Source organism: Pseudomonas sp. D8002 (assembly GCF_013385695.1).
GTDB lineage: Bacteria > Pseudomonadota > Gammaproteobacteria > Pseudomonadales > Pseudomonadaceae > Aquipseudomonas.
In genome coordinates this window covers 102372-125466 of the sequence record NZ_JACAPM010000037.1, presented here as the reverse complement: position 1 = coordinate 125466, position 23095 = coordinate 102372, and the positions used below count along the sequence as shown (strand labels likewise).

18 protein-coding genes are annotated in these 23095 nt (G+C 61.1%); 2 read left to right on the top strand and 16 right to left on the bottom strand.

Annotation, left to right across the window (positions count from 1 at the left end; translation table 11 throughout):
- Positions 1–28 precede the first annotated feature (28 nt).
- The 13 genes from HX807_RS22540 to leuC all read right to left on the bottom strand — a co-directional run bounded on the left by HX807_RS22540 (position 29) and on the right by leuC (position 14901).
- Positions 29–586, bottom strand: coding sequence for a CvpA family protein (locus tag HX807_RS22540; RefSeq protein WP_003212681.1), 558 nt, complete (start codon positions 584–586; stop codon positions 29–31).
- Between the two features lie 254 nt (positions 587–840).
- Positions 841–1503 (bottom strand): SPOR domain-containing protein, encoded by a 663-nt coding sequence (locus HX807_RS22535; RefSeq protein WP_087693954.1) that lies wholly within the window; start codon positions 1501–1503, stop codon positions 841–843.
- Positions 1487–2794 (bottom strand): bifunctional tetrahydrofolate synthase/dihydrofolate synthase, encoded by a 1308-nt coding sequence (folC, locus tag HX807_RS22530; protein WP_177051082.1) that lies wholly within the window; start codon positions 2792–2794, stop codon positions 1487–1489. The genes HX807_RS22535 and folC overlap by 17 nt, the downstream gene beginning before the upstream one ends.
- Positions 2791–3711: an acetyl-CoA carboxylase, carboxyltransferase subunit beta gene (gene accD / locus HX807_RS22525; protein ID WP_003212675.1), complete on the bottom strand. Its 921-nt coding sequence runs from the start codon at positions 3709–3711 to the stop codon at positions 2791–2793. The genes folC and accD overlap by 4 nt, the downstream gene beginning before the upstream one ends.
- A gap of 243 nt (positions 3712–3954) precedes the next feature.
- A complete protein-coding gene (locus HX807_RS22520) occupies positions 3955–4587 on the bottom strand; it encodes a phosphoribosylanthranilate isomerase (protein WP_003212673.1) in 633 nt (210 codons plus the stop codon).
- A 63-nt stretch (positions 4588–4650) separates the two neighbouring features.
- Entirely contained in the window at positions 4651–5475 is an 825-nt protein-coding gene (truA, locus tag HX807_RS22515; RefSeq protein WP_003212671.1) for a tRNA pseudouridine(38-40) synthase TruA, read from the bottom strand.
- Between the two features lie 156 nt (positions 5476–5631).
- Positions 5632–8184: a FimV family protein gene (locus HX807_RS22510; protein ID WP_177051080.1), complete on the bottom strand. Its 2553-nt coding sequence runs from the start codon at positions 8182–8184 to the stop codon at positions 5632–5634.
- A 160-nt stretch (positions 8185–8344) separates the two neighbouring features.
- Positions 8345–9355 carry an aspartate-semialdehyde dehydrogenase gene (locus HX807_RS22505; protein WP_003212668.1) on the bottom strand — a complete coding sequence of 337 codons (1011 nt, stop codon included), beginning with the start codon at positions 9353–9355 and terminating at the stop codon, positions 8345–8347.
- A gap of 248 nt (positions 9356–9603) precedes the next feature.
- Complete coding sequence (gene asd / locus HX807_RS22500) at positions 9604–10716, bottom strand: aspartate-semialdehyde dehydrogenase (RefSeq protein WP_003212667.1); 1113 nt, start codon at positions 10714–10716, stop codon at positions 9604–9606.
- 64 nt (positions 10717–10780) lie between these two features.
- Positions 10781–11863, bottom strand: coding sequence for a 3-isopropylmalate dehydrogenase (leuB, locus tag HX807_RS22495; RefSeq protein ID WP_003212664.1), 1083 nt, complete (start codon positions 11861–11863; stop codon positions 10781–10783).
- 53 nt (positions 11864–11916) lie between these two features.
- Positions 11917–12681, bottom strand: a complete 765-nt coding sequence (locus tag HX807_RS22490) for a class I SAM-dependent methyltransferase (RefSeq protein ID WP_003212662.1) — start codon at positions 12679–12681, stop codon at positions 11917–11919.
- 146 nt (positions 12682–12827) lie between these two features.
- A complete protein-coding gene (gene leuD / locus HX807_RS22485; protein ID WP_003212660.1) occupies positions 12828–13472 on the bottom strand; it encodes a 3-isopropylmalate dehydratase small subunit in 645 nt (214 codons plus the stop codon).
- Positions 13473–13482: 10 nt separating this feature from the next.
- Positions 13483–14901: a 3-isopropylmalate dehydratase large subunit gene (gene leuC / locus HX807_RS22480; RefSeq protein ID WP_003212658.1), complete on the bottom strand. Its 1419-nt coding sequence runs from the start codon at positions 14899–14901 to the stop codon at positions 13483–13485.
- Positions 14902–15046: 145 nt separating this feature from the next.
- Here leuC and HX807_RS22475 point away from each other — a divergent pair, with 145 nt between their 5' ends.
- Positions 15047–15937, top strand: coding sequence for a LysR family transcriptional regulator (locus tag HX807_RS22475; RefSeq protein ID WP_003212656.1), 891 nt, complete (start codon positions 15047–15049; stop codon positions 15935–15937).
- 64 nt (positions 15938–16001) lie between these two features.
- Positions 16002–19307, top strand: coding sequence for a bifunctional diguanylate cyclase/phosphodiesterase (locus HX807_RS22470; RefSeq protein WP_003212653.1), 3306 nt, complete (start codon positions 16002–16004; stop codon positions 19305–19307).
- Here the strand turns inward: HX807_RS22470 and HX807_RS22465 are convergent.
- The 3 genes from HX807_RS22465 to HX807_RS22455 form a co-directional block, all read right to left on the bottom strand.
- Positions 19286–19711 carry a hypothetical protein gene (locus tag HX807_RS22465; protein WP_177051079.1) on the bottom strand — a complete coding sequence of 142 codons (426 nt, stop codon included), beginning with the start codon at positions 19709–19711 and terminating at the stop codon, positions 19286–19288. The genes HX807_RS22470 and HX807_RS22465 overlap by 22 nt on opposite strands.
- Positions 19712–19879: 168 nt before the next feature.
- Positions 19880–21844, bottom strand: coding sequence for a hypothetical protein (locus HX807_RS22460; RefSeq protein WP_177051078.1), 1965 nt, complete (start codon positions 21842–21844; stop codon positions 19880–19882).
- A gap of 221 nt (positions 21845–22065) precedes the next feature.
- On the bottom strand, positions 22066–23019 hold the full coding sequence (locus tag HX807_RS22455; RefSeq protein WP_218174100.1) for a hypothetical protein: 954 nt from the start codon (positions 23017–23019) through the stop codon (positions 22066–22068).
- Positions 23020–23095 lie beyond the last annotated feature (76 nt).

Here is a 23095-nt window from a genome sequence, read left to right as displayed (position 1 = left end):
TACTTAATGAATCTTGACTGAACACAACTTACTGAGGCGTTTTGGCCGGCAAGAGGTGTTCCTTGAACGGAAGATCAGCGGGTACGCTGATCCCGCTGGCCAGCCACTGACTGCTCCACCCCAAAATGAGGTTTTTGGACCAATCTGCAACCAATAGAAATTTTGGCACGAGTACCGACTCCTGCCACCACGAATCCTGCTGTACCGGCCCCAGGCTCAACAGCCCGACCGCCACGACCACCAGCAAGCCGCCACGCGCGGCGCCGAAGGCCATGCCGAGAAATCGATCGGTCCCGGAGAGACCGGTGACGCGTATCAATTCGCCGATAAGATAATTGACCATTGCCCCCACCAACAACGTGGCGATGAACATGATGGCGCAGCCCGCGATGACGCGAGCCGAAGGTGTCTCGATGTATCCGGCCAGATAGACAGACAATGAACCGCCGAACATCCAGGCTACAACTCCTGCGATGATCCATGTCAGCAGCGACAATGCTTCTTTGACGAAGCCGCGGCTCAGACTGATCAAAGCGGAGATGGCGACGATTGCGACGATCGCCCAATCAACCCAGGTAAATGGCACAGTTCAGCCTACAGACGGATAAGGCGGCGCATTTTAGCAGAGCGCTGGGCTATCGGTAAGCTGTGATTGGCAGTGCATTTGAAATCAATGAGTTATAGGGGAAACCGGCCTGTTGCGGCACACCCAAAACACTTGTGGGAGCGGGCCTGCTCGCGAAGGCGGTGGGGCAGCCAATAAATCTGCTGACTGATACACCGCTTCGCGAGCAAGCCCGCTCCCACATTGACCGCATCCCAGCTTGAATCCTTGCAGCCTCAGCCTTTTTCGGGCTGGAAGCGAACCACAAAACCCTTGAGGTTCTGCTGGCGATCCAACAGGTCCCGCAAGCGATCGGCTTCAGCCCGCTCGATCAGCGGCCCGATGAATACCCGGTTCTTGCCATCGGCGCTGCGGATATAGGCGTTGTAACCCTGGGTGCGCAGCTTCTTCTGCAACGCATCAGCACTTTCGCGGTTAGCCAGGCTGGCCAGCTGGATCGACCAACTGATCGGCAAGCCATTCGGGTCAATACGGCTCTGGCCGACGTCCGGCTTGCCTGGTGCCGCAGGTTGCGGGGCCACAGGTTTTGGCGCTGGCGCCGGCGCCGCAGGCTTCGCAGCAACTGCAGGAGCAGCAGGCGCAGGCTTAACCACCGGCACGCTCGGCTGCACCGGCATCGACGGCGCTTGCTGTGCAGCCACTTCGTCATCGGTCGGCACCGGCTCTTCTTCCGGCAGCGCTTGCGGCTCGGGAACCACCACCGGCTCAACCTGAACCTGAGGCACCGCAGGCGCCTGGGGCGCAGCTGGCGCTTCAACGGTCACTTGGCGCTGCTCATCCTGACGGGAAAACAGCATCGGCAGGAAAATCACCGCCAACGCCACCAGAACCAGGGCTCCAACCATTCGCTGCTTGTATGCGCTATCCAGTAATGCCATGTGCAGCTTCCTCCGTGGAGCGCCGGGCCAACCATTCGAGCGCCTCGGCAACACAATAAAATGATCCGAACAACAGAATCTCATCCTCAGGCGTCGCAACCGCGCACTGGGCTTCCAGGGCGGCTGTCACGCTTGCATGGGACGTCACGGACGCGCCAAGGTTCTGCAAGGCAACCTGCAACTCGATGGCAGGACGACTGCGGGACGTATCCAGCGGTGCAACCGCCCAGGCCTGGACGTCGCCCAGCAAGGGTGCAACCACGCCGTCCAGGTCCTTGTCGGACAACAACCCGAACACCGCGAGGCGGCGACCGGCGGGCGGCGTGAGTGCCAGGCGCCTGGCCAGGTATTCAGCGGCGTGAGGGTTATGCCCCACGTCCAGCAGCAGGTTCAGGCGCTTGCCCTCCCAGTCGAACGTGCGCCGGTCAAGGCGCCCCACCACGCGAGTAGCCTGCAACGTAGCGGCAATCTGCTCGGCATGCCAGGGCAAATCCAGCAACAGGTAGGCTTGCAGCGCGAGCGCGGCGTTTTCCATCGGCAGGTTCAGCAGTGGCAAGTCGCGCAACTCGACGGTTTGACCGCGCGCGTCAAGCCCGCGCCATTGCCAGAATTGGTCGCCAATCTCGAGATTGAAATCACGCCCGCGCAGGAAGAACGGGCAATCCAGCTCGCGCACCTTGTCCAGCAAGGTATGCGGCGGGTCCAGGTCGCCGCACAGTGCAGGCTTGCCCTGGCGGAAGATCCCGGCTTTTTCATAGGCCACGGACTCACGGGTGTTACCCAGGTAGTCCGCATGGTCGACGCCAATACTGGTAATCAGCGCCAGGTCGGCATCCACCACGTTGACCGTGTCCAGACGCCCACCCAGGCCGACTTCCAGCACCACTACATCCAGCTGCGCACGCTCGAACAGCCAGAACGCCGCCAGGGTGCCCATCTCGAAATAGGTCAGGGAAATCTCGCCACGCCCGGCATCAAGTGCGGCGAAGGCTTCGCAGAGTTGCTCGTCAGTGGCTTCGACGCCATTGAGCTGCACCCGCTCGTTGTAGCGCAGCAGGTGCGGCGAGTTGTACACGCCGACCTTCAGGCCCTGGGCTTGCAGCAAGGCCGCGACAAAGGCGCAGGTAGAGCCCTTGCCGTTGGTGCCGGTCACCGTGATCACACGCGGCGCCGGCCGGCCCAACCCGAGGCGGGCCGCTACCTGTTGCGAGCGCTCCAGGCCCATGTCGATGGCTGACGGATGCAACTGCTCAAGGTAGGCGAGCCATTCGCCCAGGGTACGTTGGGTCATATGTTTGCAGGCACCGGTGGCACGACAATCGGCTCGATTTTAGGCGCGACGTACACAGGTGTCGGCAGGCCCATCATTTGCGCCAGCAGGCTACCCAGGCGCGGACGCAGTTCGCCGCGCGGAATGATCAGGTCGATCGCGCCGTGCTCCAGCAGGAACTCGCTGCGCTGGAAGCCTTCCGGCAGTTTTTCGCGAACGGTTTGCTCGATAACACGCGGGCCGGCAAAGCCGATCAGCGCCTTCGGCTCACCGACGATCACGTCACCCAGCATCGCCAGGCTGGCGGACACACCGCCGTAGACCGGGTCGGTCAGCACGGAGATGAACGGAATACCTTCTTCGCGCAGACGCGCCAGTACCGCGGAGGTCTTGGCCATTTGCATCAGCGAGATCAGTGCTTCCTGCATCCGCGCACCGCCGGAGGCGGCGAAGCAGATCATCGGGCAACGGTTTTCCAGCGCGTAGTTGGCGGCACGTACGAAACGCTCACCGACGATGGCGCCCATCGAGCCGCCCATGAAGGAGAATTCGAAGGCCGAAACCACCACCGGCATGCCCAGCAGCTTGCCGCTGACGGAAATCAGCGCGTCCTTTTCACCGGTCTGCTTCTGGGCCGCGGTCAGGCGGTCCTTGTACTTCTTGCCGTCGCGGAACTTCAAACGGTCAACCGGCTCCAGGTCAGCGCCCAGTTCGGAGCGACCATCGGCGTCGAGGAAAATATCAATGCGGGCGCGGGCGCCGATACGCATATGGTGATTGCACTTGGGGCAAACGTCCAGGGTCTTTTCCAGCTCCGGGCGGTACAGCACCGCGTCGCAGGATGGGCACTTGTGCCAAAGACCTTCAGGAACCGAGCTTTTCTTCACCTCGGAACGCATGATCGAAGGGATCAGTTTGTCTACTAACCAGTTGCTCATGCTTTCTTTCTCCAGTACCGGTGGCTTGAACACAGCCCCGCGTATGCCCTTGAGCTAAATTCATATGTGGCGATGACACAAACTGGACGGGGTCAGACGTTCGACCAGCCATTTCCTGCCTGTGCCCTCAGCCTTCCAGACAACCTGCCGTGCAGGGTTGCCACTTCATTTCCGGGCCTCCCACAGGCGGCGCCGGGCTGTTTTACACAGTGGTAGTTATGGACGGCGGCAGACTGCCAGCCGTCACATCGTCCCGCTGCTGTCGCGCACGGCCTGCATGAATGCGCGAATCCTTGCGTGATCCTTGATGCCCTTGCCCTGCTCTACCCCGCCGCTGACGTCCACGGCATACGGCCGAACCTGCTGGATGGCACTGGCCACGTTGTCCGGATTCAGGCCGCCCGCGAGGATAATCGGCTTGCTCAACCCCTCGGGAATCAACGACCAGTCAAACGCCTCGCCCGTACCACCGGGAACGCCTTCGACGTAGGTGTCGAGAAGAATCCCGCGAGCCCCGCCATAGGCAGCGCATGCCGCAGCAATATCGTCCCCGGCCTTGACCCGCAGCGCCTTGATGTACGGGCGCTGGTAGCTCTCGCACTCGTCCGGACTCTCATCGCCATGGAACTGCAGCATGTCCAGTTGCACGGCGTCGAGGGTTTCATTGAGCTCGCAGCGGCTGGCGTTGACGAACAACCCCACGGTGGTCACGAACGGCGGCAACGCGGCGATGATCGCCCGCGCCTGCAACACATTCACCGCCCGCGGGCTTTTGGCATAAAACACGAAACCGATGGCATCGGCCCCCGCCTCGACCGCCGCCAACGCGTCTTCTATGCGGGTAATCCCGCAAATCTTGCTGCGAACGGCAGACATGTCGATGAAACCTCAGGGCGTGTCGGGGAAAGTCCCGGATGGTAACAAATGCTTTTGAGGGCGTCAGCCGCCAAGTTCGCTGAAACCTGTGAGGAAGTGTGGCCCGATGAATCGCTGGGGCAATTCGAACTCGTCGCGGTACTCCACATCCACCAGGTACAGGCCGAACGGATGCGCCGTGACGCCGCCGGTACGGCGAATCCGGCTTTCCAGCACTTCCCTGGCCCATTCCACCGGGCGTTCGCCGGTACCGATGGTCATCAGCACCCCGGCGATATTGCGCACCATATGGTGCAGGAAGGCGCCGGCGCGGATATCCAGCACGATCATCTTGCCGTGGCGCGTCACCCGCAGGTGGTGGACTTCCTTGATCGGCGACTTGGCCTGGCACTGCCCGGCACGGAACGCGCTGAAATCGTGGATACCTACAAGATGCTGGGCCGCCTCGGCCATGCGCTCGGCGTCCAGCGGGCGGTGGTTCCAGGTGATTTCTTCGTTGAGATGGGCCGGGCGGATCTGATCGTTGTAGATCACATAGCGATAACGCCGGGCGATGGCCTTGAAGCGCGCGTGAAAGTCCGCCGGCATCACCTTGGCCCAACTGACGCTGACGTCGTGGGGCAAGTTGATATTGGCGCCCATCACCCATGCCTTCATCGAGCGCTCGGCCTGAGTGTCAAAGTGCACCACTTGCCCGCAAGCGTGCACGCCGGCATCGGTCCGCCCGGCGCACATCAGCGACACCGGTGAGTCGGCGACTTTCGACAGCGCCTTCTCCAGGGTTTCCTGCACCGTCGGCACACCGGAGGCCTGGCGTTGCCAGCCACGATAGCGCGAGCCTTTGTATTCCACGCCCAGGGCGATTCTGAAAAAGCCTGCGGCCGCCATTTCGGCGGCCGCGTTATCTATATTTGCCAAGAACTGAGAGCCTGATGAGTTGCGCAAAGGCGGCCATTATAAGGCCGTGCGCCTGGGACGCCATGGATTTGGTGCCTGGATGGCAAAACGGCAGCCCGAAGGCTGCCGTTGTATTTACCGCGCGTATCAAGCCAGCCGGCTGAGCATTTCCTTGGCCTCGCCCTTCTGACCGTCATCGCCTTCCTTGAGCACCTCGCCAAGAATGTCCCGCGCACCGTCGGCATCGCCCATGTCGATGTAGGCCTGCGCCAGGTCGAGCTTGGTGGCCACTTCGTCGGTACCGGAGAGGAAGTCGAATTCCGGCTCATCGCCACCCAACGCCGCGTCGTCGGCGGTGAAGGACGGTTCGATTGGCGGATGCTCCAAGCTTTGCGACAGGCGATCCAGCTCGGCGTTGACATCATCAAGCTCCGACGCAAACGCGTCCGGCTTGGCCGCTGCAGGCGCCTCGGGCTCGTCGGCCAGGGACAGGTCGAAATCCTCCGGCAGGTCGAGGTCGTCCAGGTCGGCCGGCGTCAGTGTCGGCGGCTCTACCGGCGGCAGGTCCTTCATCTGGTCTTCAAGGCCGGAGAGGAAGTCGTCGTCTGACTGGGTCGACGAGGGTGGATCGAGTTGCAGGTCCAGGTCGAAATCCGACAGGTCTTCCGCGCTGGCCTTGGCCTCGGTCTGCTGTTGCAGCACCGATTCAAAGCTCAGGTCGTCGTCCGACGTCGGGCGGACCACAGCTGGCGAAGCAGCCTCCAGATCGTCCAGGCTGAGGTCGAAGTCTGTGTCAAACGCGTCCGGCGCAGGCTCAGGTGCAGGCGGTGCCGGGTCGTCCTTGAGCAGGTCCTTGACGTATTGGGCGTCGAGAGCGGCAGCGGCAACGGCAGCGCTGACGCCTGCTGCGAACACGGCCATGGCCGGGAAGCGGCTTTTCAGTTGTTCGACCTGGGCATGGTTGTCGCCATTGGCGACCAACTGGCGCTCCTGGGTGACAAACCCGTCCTTGTTGCCCTGCAAGCCGTGGACTTCCATCAGCTTGAGACGCAGGTCACTGCGGGCGGGCTCTTGCTTGATTGCATCTTCCAGCACTTCCGCAGCCTGGTTCAGGTGGCCACGGTCGATATGCGACTGGGCTTGCGCCAGGGCGTCGGTCGGACGCTGCACAGCAACAGGTGCGACCACCGGCGCAATCACCGGGGCAACCACCGCCGCCGGAGCTGGAGCTGGAGCCAGCTTTACGTTCGGCGGCGGCACATCAAGGCCTTCGAAACTGTCAGATGGCAGGTCGTGATCAATGTTCGGCGCAAATTCCGGCTCTTCAGCCAGGGCCCGTGCCATGCGCAGGTGCTTTTCTTCTTCAAGCCGCGCATTGCGATGACGGGCCCACAGCAGCAGAAGCAACAGCACCAGCAAACCCGCTGCGCCGCCGATCACCCCCAGCACGATCGGGTTGGTCAGCAGGTCGTTGAATTTACCTTCAGTGCTGGCAGGCGCCGCATCCGGCTTGACCGGGGTCTCGACCGGCGCAGCCGCGGGGGTTGCTGCCGGAGCTGCCGCTGCCGGCGCAGCCGGTTGTGTAGCCAGCTCGGCCGGCATCGCCGCCGTTGCAGCAGGCTGCGCCGCAGCGCCACCCGGGGTCTGCAACTTGGCCAGCTGGTTGTTCTTGAGCTCAATCAGCCGCTGCAGCTTGTCCAGCTGACTTTGCAGGTCAGCCATGCGGCTTTTCAGTTCTTCATTCTCGCGACGGGTCGAATCCAGGCTTTCCTGAGTCACTGCCAGCTTGTTGTTCAAGGCCCGGCTGTCGCCCGCCGCGCCCTTCCCGCCCTTCCTGGCCGCTTCGGCCGAGACCAGGCTCAAATTGTCCTTGGTATTGGTCTGCGACGGCGCATTACCCGCCTGGGTACGCTTGGTCGCATCCAGCTGCGCCTTGCCGGCGAGCTGATTGCCGCCACGGCGGCCCTCGCGCCACGCCGCGTTTTGCGCCGTCACTTCAGCAATCGCCTCGGGCTGCGGCAGGCTGGTGCTTTGCCCCGAATCCGGCAGGCGCAGGACCTGGCCGGTTTTCATGCGGTTGATGTTGCCGTCGATAAAGGCGTCAGGGTTCAGCGCCTGAATGGCCAGCATGGTCTGCTGCACCGAGGCGCCATTGCGGTTTTTCGCGGCGATTTCCCACAAGGTGTCACGGGAAGTCGTGGTGTGTTCCTTGGCCTTGGTGACTGCCGGAGCCGTCGTCGCAGGCGCACTCAAGCGTGGCGCGGGTGCAGGTGCACCGGCGGCCGGGGTCGACTGGTCGAACTTGGCCGGGTCCAGCAACACGCTGTAGTCGCGCATCAGGCGACCGTTGGGCCATTGCACCTGCAGCAGGAAACGCACGTAGGAATCCGGCAGCGGCTTGCTGGAGGTGACACGCACCACACTGCGGCCGTTGGGATTGACCACCGGGGTAAAGGTCAGATCGTTCAGGAACGCCTGGCGATCGACGCCCGCATCCACAAAGGCTTGGGACGACGCGAGGCTGGGGGTGATCTCGGAGGCGGTCAGGCCACCGACATCGAGCAACTCGATTTCCACCGACAGCGGCTGGTTCAGCTTCGACTTGAGGGTCATCTCCCCAAGCTGCAGTGCTTGCGCCATACCGGAGGACAGCGCCGAGGCGGCCGCTATTGCTAACACCAGTTTGCGAACTTGAACCATAGCCTCATCCTTTTTGAACACTCCCCGGCCGGCGAGAAGGTGGGTAACCGCTGCCATTAGGCATGGCGAGCCGATAGGTCACCGACGCGCAATTTTTCCAGCTTGGGGCCAAGCATAGCGCTTGGCTAGAATCAATCTACAAATTGCCGCCAAGTATCTTTTACACAAGGCCTTTTATCAACAACTGCGCCAGCTGTACGGCGTTCAGTGCCGCCCCTTTGCGTACGTTATCTGACGCCAGCCACATATTTAGTTCCGCAGGGTCATCAACACCGGCACGAACCCGGCCCACGTAGACCACGTCCTGACCGACCGCATCGCCCACAGCCGTGGGGTAATCGCCCTCTTCCACCAACTCGACACCCGGTGCCGAGTCCAGGGCACGGTTGACGGCAGCGAGATCCACCGCTGCCCCCAATTGCAGTGACACAGTCAGGCTATCGCCAAAAAACACCGGGGCTTGAACGCAAGTGACGGAAATCTTTAGCAAAGGCATTTCCAGCACGGCGCGCAATTCGTGCACCAGGCGTTTTTCCAGGGCGGTGTGGCCTTGCGCGTCAGGCTTGCCGACCTGGGCCAGCAGGTTAAAAGCCATTTGCCGGTCGAAGAACTTCGGCTCCAGCGGGCGCACATTCAACAACTCGGCGGTCTGCCGGGCGAGTTCGCTGACAGCCTCACGGCCCTGGGCGGAAACAGCGAGGTTGGCGGTGACGTTGACGCGCTGAATGTCCAGCAAGCCGCGCAGTGGCGCCAGCACCACGGCCAGGGCAGTGGCCGACGGGCTTGGGCTGCTGACCTGATAAGGTTTTTTCAGGCCATCGAGGATCTGCGCGTTGGCTTCCGGCACTACCTGCGGCGCCTGATCGGCCGGCAAGGCGCCGGACAAGTCGATCAGGGTGCAGCCCGCAGCGGTGGCGCGCGGGGCAAAACTCAAGGTGACCGCAGGGCCGGCGGCGAAGAACACCAGTTGGACTTTGCTGAAATCGAATTCATCGACTTCCCGCACCCGCACGTTCTTGCCACGAAACGGCACCGAATGCCCGGCCGACTCGCTGCTGGCCAACAGGTGCAGGCTGCCTACCGGGAAGTCCTGCTCTTCGAGGATTTGCACCAGGGTTTCGCCAACGGTGCCGGTGGCGCCGATCACGGCAATATCAAAGGTCTGGGTCATGGGGGCTGCCTCGGGCATTGCGGGGGGAGCGGCACTTTACCGGGTGGCTGGGGGTGAGGCAATTAACCTGGGGGTTGTGGTGTGGCTGATGGCCTCTTCGCGAGCAAGCCCGCTCCCACATTCGAGCGAGTTTCTTCAGTTGAAATGCGATCAAATGTGGGAGCGGGCTTGCTCGCGAAGAGGCCCGAGCGCGCAATAAAAAACCCGCGCCTGTCACCAGAACGCGGGTTTCTTATTACCAGCAGCGATTACCGCTCCAGCAAGATCCGCAGCATGCGACGCAACGGCTCAGCCGCGCCCCACAGCAGTTGGTCGCCGACGGTGAACGCGCCCAGGTACTGCGTCCCCATGTTCAGCTTGCGCAGACGGCCAACCGGCACATTCAGGGTACCGGTCACCTTGTTCGGGCTCAGTTCCTGGATGCTGATATCACGGTTGTTCGGCACCAGCTTGACCCAAGGGTTGTGCTGGCTGATCAGCCCTTCGATATCGGCGATCGGCACGTCTTTGTTCAGCTTGATGGTCAACGCCTGGCTGTGGCAACGCATGGCGCCGATGCGCACGCAGATACCGTCCACCGGGATCGGGCTCTTGAAGCGACCGAGGATCTTGTTGGTCTCGGCCTGGGCCTTCCACTCTTCACGGCTCTGGCCGTTAGGCAGTTCCTTGTCGATCCACGGGATCAGGCTGCCGGCCAATGGCACACCGAAGTTCTCGGTCGGGTAGGCCTCGCTGCGCATGGCCTCGGCCACACGGCGGTCGATGTCGAGGATCGCGCTGGCCGGGTCAGCCAGTTGATCGGCGACAGCGGCGTGGGTCGCGCCCATCTGCTTGATCAGTTCACGCATGTTCTGCGCGCCGGCACCGGAGGCCGCCTGATAGGTCATGGCGCTCATCCACTCCACCAGGCCGGCTTCGAACAAGCCGCCCAGGCCCATCAGCATCAGGCTGACGGTGCAGTTGCCGCCGATGTAGTTCCTGGTGCCCGCGTCCAGTTGCTGGTCGATCACCTTGCGGTTGACCGGGTCCAGCACGATCACCGCGTCATCCTGCATGCGCAGGCTGGAAGCGGCGTCGATCCAGTAACCCTGCCAGCCGGCTTCGCGCAGCTTGGGGAAGACTTCGCTGGTGTAGTCGCCACCCTGGCAGGTCAGAATGACGTCGAGGGTCTTCAGTTCTTCAATGTTGTAGGCGTCCTTGAGCGGAGCAATGTCCTTGCCCACGGACGGCCCTTGACCACCTACATTGGAGGTGGTGAAAAACACCGGCTCAATAAGATCGAAATCCTGCTCTTCCAGCATCCGCTGCATGAGCACGGAACCGACCATACCGCGCCAACCGATCAGACCTACACGTTTCATCGCAACTACACCTTGTTCAAAAGTGGGCCGCCTTGCAGCAACATCTGCAAGCGGGCCCGAGAGATTACAGATTCCGCAGCGCGGCGACTACTGCGTCGCCCATTTCTTGCGTACCGACCTTGGTACAACCCTGGGACCAGATGTCGCCAGTGCGCAGGCCCTGGTCGAGCACCAGGCTCACGGCCTGCTCGATGGCATCCGCGGCGTCGGTCAGGTTGAAGCTGTAACGCAGCATCATCGACACCGACAAAATGGTCGCCAACGGGTTGGCAATGCCCTGCCCGGCGATGTCCGGCGCCGAACCGTGGCACGGCTCGTACATGCCCTTGTTGTTGGCATCCAGGGACGCCGACGGCAGCATGCCGATGGAACCGGTAAGCATCGAGGCCTGGTCGGACAGGATGTCGCCGAACAGGTTGTCGGTGACGATCACGTCGAACTGCTTCGGTGCACGCACCAGCTGCATGGCGGCGTTGTCGACGTACATGTGGCTCAGCTCGACGTCCGGGTAGTCCTTGGCGACTTCCTCGACGATTTCACGCCACAGCTGGCTGGACGCCAATACGTTGGCCTTGTCCACCGAGCAGACCTTCTTGCCACGCACACGGGCCATGTCGAAACCGACACGGGCGATACGGCGGATTTCACTCTCGCTGTACGGCAGGGTGTCGTAGGCCTGACGCTCGCCATTTTCCAACTCGCGCACGCCCCGTGGCGAGCCGAAGTAGATACCGCCGGTCAGTTCGCGGACGATCAGGATGTCCAGGCCGGCGACGATTTCCGGCTTCAGGCTGGAAGCGTCCGCCAGTTGCGGGTAAAGGATCGCCGGGCGCAGGTTGCCGAACAGGCCCAGTTGCGCACGGATCTTCAGCAGGCCGCGCTCAGGGCGGATGTCACGTTCGATCTTGTCCCATTTCGGGCCACCCACGGCGCCCAGCAGCACGGCGTCGGCTGCGCGGGCACGCTCCAGGGTTTCGTCGGCCAGAGGCACGCCGTGCTTGTCGATGGCCGCGCCGCCGATCACGTCGTGGCTCAGTTCGAAGCCCAGGCTGTACTTGGCGTTAGCCACTTCCAGCACCTTGACCGCTTCGGCCATGATTTCCGGACCAATGCCGTCGCCAGGGAGAATCAGAATCTGCTTGCTCATGGGTTCCTCATTTCATCAAGCGACCCGCCCGTGGGCAGGTCGGGAAAAATTAATCAGCGTTCGGCCCACACCACCAGCACGTCGGTGCTGAAGGTGCCGTCGGCTTGAATCTCGAAATAATCGCGCACTTCCTGGCCCATTGCCTTTTGCAGCTCCAGGATCGCGGCACGCAATACCTCTGGGGTGCGCATGCGCTCGACCCACGAGGTGTATTCCAGGCGCAGGCGCTGGCGGCTGCTGTTGCGCACATGCAAACCGGCTTCGCTGAGCTGGCGCATCCACTCGCCGGCGGAATAGTCACGCACGTGGCTGGTGTCGCGCAGCACTTCGACGGTTTGCAGGTAAGTGTCCAACAGCGGGCTGCCCGGTGACAAGACGTCCACGAAAGCGGCCACGCCACCCGGTTTGAGCACCCGGCGCACTTCACGCAGGGCCAGGCCCAGGTCGCTCCAATGGTGCGCCGAGTAGCGGCTGAACACGAAGTCGAATTCGCCATCGGCAAACGGCAGGCGCTCGGCGGCGCCGTGCACGGTGCGGATGTTGTCCAGGCCACGGTCCACGGCAGCGGCGGCGACCACGTCAAGCATCTGTTGGGACAGGTCGTACGCCACCACTTCTTTAACCAACGGTGCCACGTTGAAACTCACGTGACCGGCGCCGCAACCCAGGTCCAGCAGTCGTGCAGCGCCCTGCCCGGCCAGTTCGGCCTGGAGCAGCGCGAACTCGGTGCCTTGAGCATGTACTGCGCTGCTCAGGTAGGCCGAGGCCTGTTCGCCGAATTGTTTTTGCACGACTTGGGTGTGGGCGGTGCTGGTCATGATGATGTCCCTGGTTTTTGTGTTGCTGTTGCTGGCCCTTTCGCGAGCAAGCCCGCTCCCACATTCGACCGAGTTCCTTCAGTTGAAATGCAATCAAATGCGGGAGCGGGCTTGCTCGCGAAGGGGCCAGTCCGGTCTACATGGAATCAAGCGTCACGAAATAACCAAGGCTGGCTGGCCCGGTGTTTGGTTTCAAACGCTGCAATCGCATCGCCGTCCTGCAAGGTCAGGCCGATATCGTCCAGGCCATTGATCAGGCAGTGCTTGCGGAAGGCGTCCACTTCAAAGTGATACACCTTGCCGTCCGGACGGGTCACGGTCTGTGCCGCCAGGTCGATGGTCAACTGGTAGCCCACATCGGCTTCCACCTGCTGGAACAACTCATCCACTTCGGCATCGCTCAAGATGATCGGCAGCAAGCCGTTCTTGAAGCTGTTGTTGAAGAAGATGTCGGCGTAGCTCGGCGCGATGATGCTGCGAAAGCCATATTCTTCCAGGGCCCACGGCGCGTGCTCACGGCTGGAGCCGCAACCGAAGTTTTCCCGGGCGAGCAACACGCTGGCACCCTGGTAACGCTCGGCGTTGAGTACAAAGTCCTTGTTCAGCGGGCGCTTGGAGTTGTCCTGGTAGGCGTAGCCCACGTCCAGGTAGCGCCACTCGTCGAACAGGTTCGGGCCAAAACCGGTGCGCTTGATCGATTTCAAGAACTGCTTGGGAATGATCTGGTCGGTGTCCACGTTGGCACGGTCCAACGGCGCGACTAAACCGGTGTGTTGAGTAAAAGCTTTCATCGGGTATTCCTCAGATCAATTCGCGAACGTCGATGAAACGACCGTTGACGGCAGCCGCAGCAGCCATGGCCGGGCTGACGAGGTGGGTACGGCCACCGGCGCCCTGACGCCCTTCGAAGTTACGGTTGGAGGTGGACGCGCAATGCTCGCCCGACTCCAAACGGTCCGGGTTCATCGCCAGGCACATCGAGCAACCCGGCTCGCGCCATTCAAAACCGGCTTCGAGGAAGATCTTGTCGAGGCCTTCGGCTTCAGCCTGGGCCTTGACCAGGCCCGAACCTGGCACCACGATCGCCTGCTTGATGGTAGAGGCGACTTTGCGGCCCTTGGCGATCACCGCCGCAGCGCGCAAATCCTCGATCCGCGAGTTGGTGCAGGAGCCGATGAATACGCGATCCAGCTGGATGTCGGTAATCGCCTGATTGGCTTTCAAGCCCATGTACTTCAAGGCGCGCTCGATGGAACCACGCTTGACCAGGTCGGTTTCCTTGGCCGGGTCCGGCACGTTCTGGTCAACGGCCAACACCATTTCCGGCGAGGTGCCCCAGCTGACTTGCGGCTTGATCTGGGCGGCGTCGAGGGTGACCACGGTGTCGAATACGGCATCGGCGTCGGACACCAGGTCTTTCCAGGCTTCGACTGCAGCGTCCCAATCGGCACCGCTCGGTGCGAATGGGCGACCCTTGACGTAGGCAATGGTCTTTTCGTCCGCCGCTACCATGCCCACACGGGCACCGGCTTCGATGGACATGTTGCAGATGGTCATGCGGCCTTCGATGGACAGGTCGCGAATCGCGCTGCCGGCGAATTCGATGGCGTGGCCGTTACCGCCGGCGGTGCCGATCTTGCCGATCACCGCGAGGACGATGTCTTTGGCGGTGACGCCGAAAGGCAACTCACCTTCCACCGACACCAACATGTTCTTCATTTTCTTGGCGACGAGGCACTGGGTGGCGAATACATGTTCCACCTCGGAAGTGCCGATGCCATGCGCCAACGCGCCAAACGCACCGTGGGTAGAGGTGTGGGAGTCGCCGCAAACCACGGTCATGCCAGGCAAGGTGGCGCCCTGCTCCGGGCCGATCACGTGAACGATGCCCTGGCGCACGTCATTCATCTTGAATTCGGTGATGCCGTATTCGTCGCAGTAATCATCGAGGGTCTGCACCTGGAGGCGCGACACGGTGTCGACGATGGCGTCGATCCCGCCTTTACGCTCCGGTGTGGTCGGCACGTTGTGGTCCGGGGTGGCGATGATCGAGTCGACGCGCCAAGGCTTGCGCCCGGCCAGTCGCAGGCCTTCGAACGCTTGGGGCGAGGTCACTTCATGGATGATGTGACGGTCGATGTAGATCAGCGACGACCCATCATCGCGCCGTTTCACTTCATGGGAATCCCAAAGCTTGTCGTAAAGCGTTTTGCCGGCCATCACGCGGTCCTCATCAGGTGTTTCTATGCCCCGGGCCTTGAACGATTCAATAACCCTTTGGCTTGTGAGGCTGATGGTATGGCGCTACATTAAATAACTCAAATTCATATTTTTTATGCTTTGGATTACCAACTGGAATAGCACAATGGACCTGGCCAACCTCAATGCCTTTATCGCCATCGCCGAGACCGGCAGCTTCTCCGGTGCCGGTGAACGCCTGCACCTGACCCAACCGGCCATCAGCAAGCGCATCGCCGGCCTGGAGCAACAATTAAAGGTGCGCCTGTTCGACCGGCTGGGGCGTGAAGTCGGCCTCACCGAAGCCGGACGGGCGCTGCTGCCCCGGGCGTATCAGATTCTCAATGTACTGGACGACACCCGCCGCGCCCTGACCAACCTCACCGGCGAAGTCAGCGGGCGCCTGACGCTGGCCACCAGCCATCACATCGGCCTGCACCGCTTGCCACCGGTCCTGCGCACGTTCACCCGGGAATACCCGAATGTCGCGCTGGACATTCAGTTCCTCGATTCGGAAGTGGCCTACGAAGAAATCCTCCATGGCCGCGCCGAAGTGGCCGTGATCACCCTGGCGCCGGAACCCCACACGCTGGTGCGGGCCACCCCGGTGTGGGACGACCCACTGGATTTCGTGGTGGCGCCGGAACACAGCCTGATCAGCAACGGCAGCGTCAGCCTGGCGGACATCGCCCGGCACCCGGCGGTGTTTCCCGGCGGCAACACCTTTACCCACCATATCGTGCAGCGGCTGTTCGAGGCCCAGGGCCTGACGCCAAACATCGCCATGAGCACCAACTACCTGGAAACCATCAAGATGATGGTCTCCATTGGCCTTGCCTGGAGCGTGTTGCCGCGCACCATGCTCGATGACCAGGTGGCACGCATCGCTTTGCCGGGCATACAGCTCAGTCGCCAGCTAGGCTATATCGTGCACACCGAAAGGACGCTGTCGAACGCTGCGCGGGCTTTCATGAGCCTATTGGATGCACAGGTCGATCTGCCAGGGAATCAGGCTTGAATCGCCGTGGCCCGTAGACCGTGGAACCCGCGCCGAACGCCCATCGAGCCAAGGCCCTTTGATAATGCGCAACCCCGTCGATACCGTGCCACCCCTGCCCCGCATCTACGCCCTGGACCCACAGGAGGCGGAGCAAAGCTGGGACAGCGCGCCGCAACTGCTGGCGGCGCTCAACGCTGCCCGGCTGGGCGCCTGGAGCTGGGAAATCGATACCGGCCGGATCAGCTGGTCCCGAGGCACTCAGGCCCTGTTCGGCTTCGACCCGCGCCAGCCGCTGCCTGAAGACCTGGAGTACCTGGACCTGCTGGCCCCCGAGGACCGCGCCAAGGTGGTCCGGGCCTTTCATGCGGTGCTGGCCGGCGAACCCGCTGTCCAGGCCATGCACCACCGTATCCAATGGCCCGATGGCAGCCTGCACTGGCTGGAAATCAACGGCAGCCTGCTACCGGACAAGGCCGGGCGTCGTCGAATGATCGGGGTGATCCGCGAAATCACCCACCAGCGCGAGCGCGAACACGCCCTCAGCCATTCGGAAAAGCGCTTCGCCACCCTGTTCCATTTGTGCCCGCTGATGGTCCTGCTGACCCGCCAGGCGGACGGCCTGATCAGCGAAGCCAACCAGTATTTCGAGAGCCTGTTCGGCTGGCCGTTGGCCGATGCCATTGGCCGCAGCACATTGGAGCTGGGCCTCTGGGTACACCCGGAACAACGCGCGCATCTGGTCAAGGCCACCCAGCGCAAAGGCGCCCCCATCACCATGGAAGTGCAGTTTCGCGCCAGCAACGGGCAGGTCCACGATGGCACCCTCAGCGCCCAGAAAGTCGAGCTGGACGGCGAGGACTACCTGATCAGCACCTTCCTCGACACCACCGAGCGCAAGAATGCCGAGCAGGCCCTCAAGGACAGCCAGGAGCGCCTGGACCTTGCCCTGGACTCGGCGCAACTGGGCACCTGGGACTGGCACATCCCCAGCGGCATGCTCTATGGCTCGGCCCGCGCCGCCCAATTGCACGGGCTGGAACCCCAACCGTTCCACGAATCCTTCGAGGCCTTCTTTGAAGGCATGCCCCAGGAAGAGCGCGAGAGCATGCGCAACGCCTACCGCACCCTGCGCGAAGGCCCGGCGGGCAACTACCAACTGACCTACCGCGTGCAACTGGAAGACGGCAGTTCGCGCTACCTGGAAAGCCGCGCCCGCCTGTATCGCGATGACACGGGCGTACCGTTGCGAATGGCCGGGACCCTGCTCGACATCACCGACCAGGTTGAACGTGAGCAGCGCCTGATCGCATCCGAAGAAAAATTCGCCAGCCTGTTCCTCGCCAGCCCCGACCCGATCTGCGTGACGCGCCTGGAGACCGGCCAGTTTATCGAGATCAACCCGGCCTTCACCCAGACCTTCGGCTGGACCGCCGCCGAGGTGCTCAACAACAACGCCGAGCAGATCGGCTTGTGGGAGGAGTCCAGCCAACGCCTGCAGCGCATCGAGCAGGTGATCCGCGAACAATCCCTGAGCAACGTGGCAATCACCGTTCATCACAAGAACGGCCAGACCCTGAACTGTGTGATATCCAGCCGCCTGATCCAGGTCAGCGACCAACCCTGCATCGTCACCACCCTGCGGGACATCACCCAACAACAGCGCTCGGAAGCGGCGCTCAAGGCCAGCGAAGAGAAGTTCGCCAAGGCCTTTCATTCCAGCCCCGATGCGGTGTCGATCACCGAGCGCGATACCGGGCGCTACGTGGAGGTCAATGACGGCTTCTGCCGCCTCACCGGCTACCGCGCCGAAGAAGCGATCGGCCTGACGCTGTACCAGATCGGCATCTGGGCCGATGAAAACCAGCGCGCGGCGTTATTGGCCGAGTTGCAGATCAAGGGCCGCATTCATCACCTGGAAATGCTCTGGCACAACAAGCGCGGCGAAGTGCTGGCGGTTGAAGTGTCGGTGGAGCCCATCACCCTCAATGAAACCCCCTGCCTGTTGCTGACCGCCCGGGACGTCAGCCTGCTGAAAAACGCCCAGGCGCAGATTCGCCACCTGGCCTATCACGACCCCCTGACCAACCTGCCCAACCGCGCCCTGCTGATGGACCGCCTGAGCCAGCAGATCGCCCTGCTCAAGCGCCACAACCTGCGGGGCGCCCTGCTGTTTCTTGACCTGGACCATTTCAAGCACATCAACGATTCCCTCGGCCACCCGGTCGGCGACACGGTGCTGAAGATCGTCACTGCACGCCTTGAAGCCAGTGTGCGCATGGAAGACACCGTGGCACGCCTGGGCGGCGATGAGTTTGTGGTGCTGCTCAGCGGCCTGGAAGGCACGCGCCCTCAAGTCAGCACTCAAGTCCAGGAGCTGGCCGATACCCTGCGCGAACTGTTATCCGAACCGATGTTCCTGGATGGCCACCGCCTGCAAGTCACCCCGAGCATTGGCGTGGCGCTGATCCCCGATCACGGCTCAACCCCGGCCGATTTGCTCAAGCGCGCCGACATCGCCCTGTACCGGGCCAAGGATTCAGGGCGCAACACCATCCAGATGTTCCACAACAGCATGCAGAAAACCGCCAGCGAGCGGCTGCGCATGGAAACCGACCTGCGCCTGGCCCTGTCCCGCGGTGAGTTCAGCGTGCATTACCAACCCCAGGTGGATGCGCGCGGCAACACCATCGTCGGCGCCGAGGCCCTGGTGCGCTGGCAACATCCGCAGTTGGGCGCACAGTCCCCGACGGAATTCATCAAGGTCCTGGAAGACAGCGGCCTGATCCTTGAAGTCGGCACCTGGATCCTCGACGAAGCCTGCAGCACCTTCGCGCAGTTGATTGCCGAGGGCCTGGTAGACCCGCTGAACTTCAGCCTGTGCGTCAACATCAGCCCGCGGCAGTTTCGCCAGAATGATTTTGTCGAACGGGTAGAACGCAGCCTGCGCACCCACCACCTGCCTTATACCCTGCTGAAGCTGGAGATCACCGAAGGCATCGTGATCCAGAATCTGGACGACACCATCAGCAAAATGCGCCGCCTGAAAAAGCTCGGCGTGAGTTTTGCGATGGATGATTTCGGCACCGGCTATTCGTCGCTGACCTACCTCAAGCGCCTGCCGGTGGATGCGCTGAAGATCGACCAGTCGTTTGTGCGCGACGCCACCCATGACCCCAACGATGCGGAGATCATCCGTGCCATTGTGGCCATGGCGCGCAGCTTGAACCTGGACGTCATTGCCGAAGGAGTGGAAACCCCTGAGCAACTGGCGTTTTTGCAGGGGCTTGGGTGTCATTTGTATCAGGGGTATCTGCACAGTCGGCCCTTGCCGGTGGAAGGGTTCAGGCAGGTACTGAAGCGAATGCCTCAGGCCACTTCATCGGAATAAGTCGCACCGGATTTTCCTGATGGGCAGCTGCTTTTTGAGCCTGTAGGTTCAGGTGCTTTCCATTTTCGGACACGCCTACCATGCAGGATGCAAAGCACTCCCCGGCGCTGCTGGGCGGCGCGACGCGTATGCCTGCGGTGCAACGGATGGTTGCCGCATTGTTTGGCCGTCTCCCCTACCGTCACCCATTGATGGTAGGCCTCGTTGAGGTGACGTGCATGGCCGTTGTCCGCCAGGGACAACATGCCGAACAACTGGTCGCGATCATTGTTTCCCCAGCTGCCGTCGAGATCAATAGGGGAAGGACCCGCATGGAAAGCCGGCTCGAGATAACCGGCGCCAGGGTTGATGGACACCATGGGAGCAGACAGGGCATACAGCCAATGCTGTTGAATTTCATCCATGACCAGGAGGTTCCAAGAGTCGATGAGAGTAGCCGAGGCCAACTACGTATGCGGACACAGATTGCAAGGCATATGCAGCCGGCCACCATCGGACTTGTCTTTTCTGCGCGCAGAAAAAAGACCACGAGATCTCGTGGCCTGTGTTTCTCAAACTTTGCACCTTTGAACCTAAACCAGCGTTAGCGCGGTGCCCTCTTCATCCATCCAGCTTGATGATTTCAGTGGGTGTTTATACCCGTAATCATCAAAAGCCCCATCAACGACGACAACAGAATGCATGAAGTTCGCCAACGTGCCGGTTGCACCATCTGCCAGCGCCTGGACGCTGCTGCTTCGGGTAAAGGCGAACAAACCCAGACGCCGCAGTGCATCACCGGGGGTCTCGCCATCATTGAGCGTACTCATCGCCGCTTCAAAGCTCTCGCCGGCACGAAACTCGTGGTTCTCCATTTGCGCCCGCTTGGCGCTGACGGCGTACAGGAAATTCGCATCCTTGAGCAGGCCGGCGTCGGTGCCTTTGAAATTCGAGTGTTCCCGGGCTGTTTTCAGTTCTGCATGGGTCAAGCTGACCTTGCTGGAATCGCGCATCGTCACGGTGTAACCGTCGCGGGTCTCGGTGATGTTTTTATAGATGCCCCGGGGACTTTGCCCATACTTCATCATCGCCGCCTTGATCGCCGATACCGTGACACAGTTCCCCTCGACGCCTTGATAGAATCCACGCCAGATATCCCCAGGCTTGACCCCGACCGGCACATTGGAAATAGGCAGGGGCCGCGAGCTTGAACCAACGGGCACTCCGTCCGGTACCTCCTCGGCGAGCATGTAGCCATAAGATTTGACGATCGATGGCTTGTCACCATTGCTGTGCTGCAGGCCATCCAGTACCAAGGCACTCGAATAGCCAAAAGTACTGACCACCCCGACCGCGCCCTGCTCCTGCATCTTGGCGGGTGGCACGATGCGCAAGAAGCCAGTCATGCCCAAGCCCTTCAACACGCGGTATTCCGTATCGCCTTTGAGCGTGTTCGATAAAACCTTTTCAAACGATGCCCCAGGGTCCTGGTCACCGCGGGTCATCTGCTTGCGCTTCGTGTACGCCGCCAGCATGAAGTTGGCCTGCTTCACCGCGTCGGGGTTGTTCCCAGCGAAACGCGAGGCCGTGGTCGCTTGCTGCAACTCTTGCAGGGAAAAATGCAGTTCGAAACCGTCCTTCATCGTGATGTCATAACCGTCTCCCGCCGGGGTGACTTTCTCGAACATATCCGTGGCGTCTGGACCAAACCTCATCATCATCATTTTTATGACGCAGGCATGGCTGCTGCCATCAACAACCTCACCGAATCCTCGCTCGGCCGCGTTAAATCCGCTGAGAATGTCAACGGGCTTGCGGCCACGCCGGGTGGACGGCGTATCGACGTGGGGAACATCGACCGGAGCAACCGGCACATCTCGCTTGACCGGCTTAGCCGTTTGCCCCTCCTTGTCCAGCACGTAGACGTAGGGACGGTCGGGGCGATATTGACGGTCAAACCGATGCGCCACCCCATCCCGAATCAACGCGGCACCGAAGTTATGCGCCTCCATGACGCCGACAGAGTTCTTGCCGACGAGTTGCTCCGAAGGGATCTGCTGCATAAAACGGCCCATGCCCATGCCCTTGAGCAGGTTCGATGCAGTCTCACCCTGTAAGGACGTGGTCAAGGCCGCGTTAAAGCTGCTGCTGATACGGCTGTCGGAACTGGACAATTGTTTGCGCTTGACGAAGACAGCCAATGCGAAATTCGCGTTTTCCACTGTACTGGCATCACCACCGACAAATCTCGACGCTGAGGCAGTGCCATGCACTTCATGATCGGCAACATGCAACTTATAACCGTCTTTCAGCGTAACGTCATACCCCGAGCCAACGCGCTTTACTTCATCAAATAGATCAGCGCGCGCAGGACCGAAGGTCGATATCATCATCTGGATAACAGCAGAATGGCTGCTCGTATCAAAATGCTCACCGAACTGTCGCTCGGTAGAATTCAAAGTACTTACACTGTCGACGGATTTATTTTCACCCCCGTATACACGCGCAGGATGATGGACCGCCGTACTCATTGCATAACCCGTATTCATCGAAATCATGGAGCACTCCTTTAAAGGGCGAACACACAATAGCCCGTGGTAAACGCTGCCACCTGCACGTTGCGTTCAGGCATTAAAAGAAAGTGCATGAACACGGCATACAGTATTTTCTGCACGCGATGAACTGCACTCAGTCAGATAATAAGTTCAACAAGATCTAGTTATAGATTTAACGTGTTGCGCAGCAACGATCATCTTCTTATTGTTTTATGGACGGCCCGTTAGCCAACCAATGCAATAGCCCGTCCAAACCGCGGTCTTCCCGCTTTAGTCCCATACATCTCCTCACACCCATCAACCACTGCTACAGAGTGCCTGCTCCTGTTGACCATACCGATCAATGATTTATCAGCAAACGCACTGACCGGAACTTCTTTCATATGCTGGCGCAAGCCCAGACGCTTGAAGCCTTCCCCGGGCCCCGTTTCGTCCTCACCGTCGTTGAGGCTGTTTATCGCGGATTGAAAGCTCCTGCCTGCAGTCCCGTCATTGTTTTCCAGCATCGCTCGCTTGGCGCTGACGGCAAATAGAAAGTGCGCATCCTTGAGCATGCCGGGATCGCGCATCGGGACAAACTTCGAGCCACGCCTGGCCTGGGCCAATTCATCCTTGCTCAAATCCAGCGCGTACCCGTCACGCATGACAATGTGATAGCCATCACCCTTGGCTTGAACAGACTTGAAGATATCAGTCGGGCTTTGACCGAACTTCGCCATCGCCGCCTTGATCGCCGAAATGGTCACGCAATTACCGTCAGGGCCCTGGCGAAAACCGTTCCATATATTTGCCGGCTTGGCGCCGTTGCGCTTATCGGACAGATCAGGAAGCGGCTGCGGTGTTGGATCCGGCAGGGGGGCATCCGGCTTGGGCAGCACTGCCGGCGGGGGCGCAGGCGTTACCTTGGTCGCCACTGTATTCGCCAGTTCCTTGCCCGCCAGCAGGCCTTGCAACTGTGTAAAAAACTGGGTGAACAGTTCGAGGAGCTTTGCTAACAGCGGGGTGTCGCTGGCTGTGTTCCCAGCGGTACTTTGATCGTTATTACCGAACGATGAGAGGACTTGGTTATTAACGAATACCGGCTGCACGGGAACCGATCGTCCTGGTGTGTTGCCGGTTTGCGAATGTTGATAATAGTTTCTGACCGCGCCCGCATTATTGATTTCTGAACAAGACATATAACCATCCTTCATCAAGGGCCCCCCGACGTTTTTTATCGGGAGCGCCTTGTTGAAAAAAACTGAGGAAGTGGCC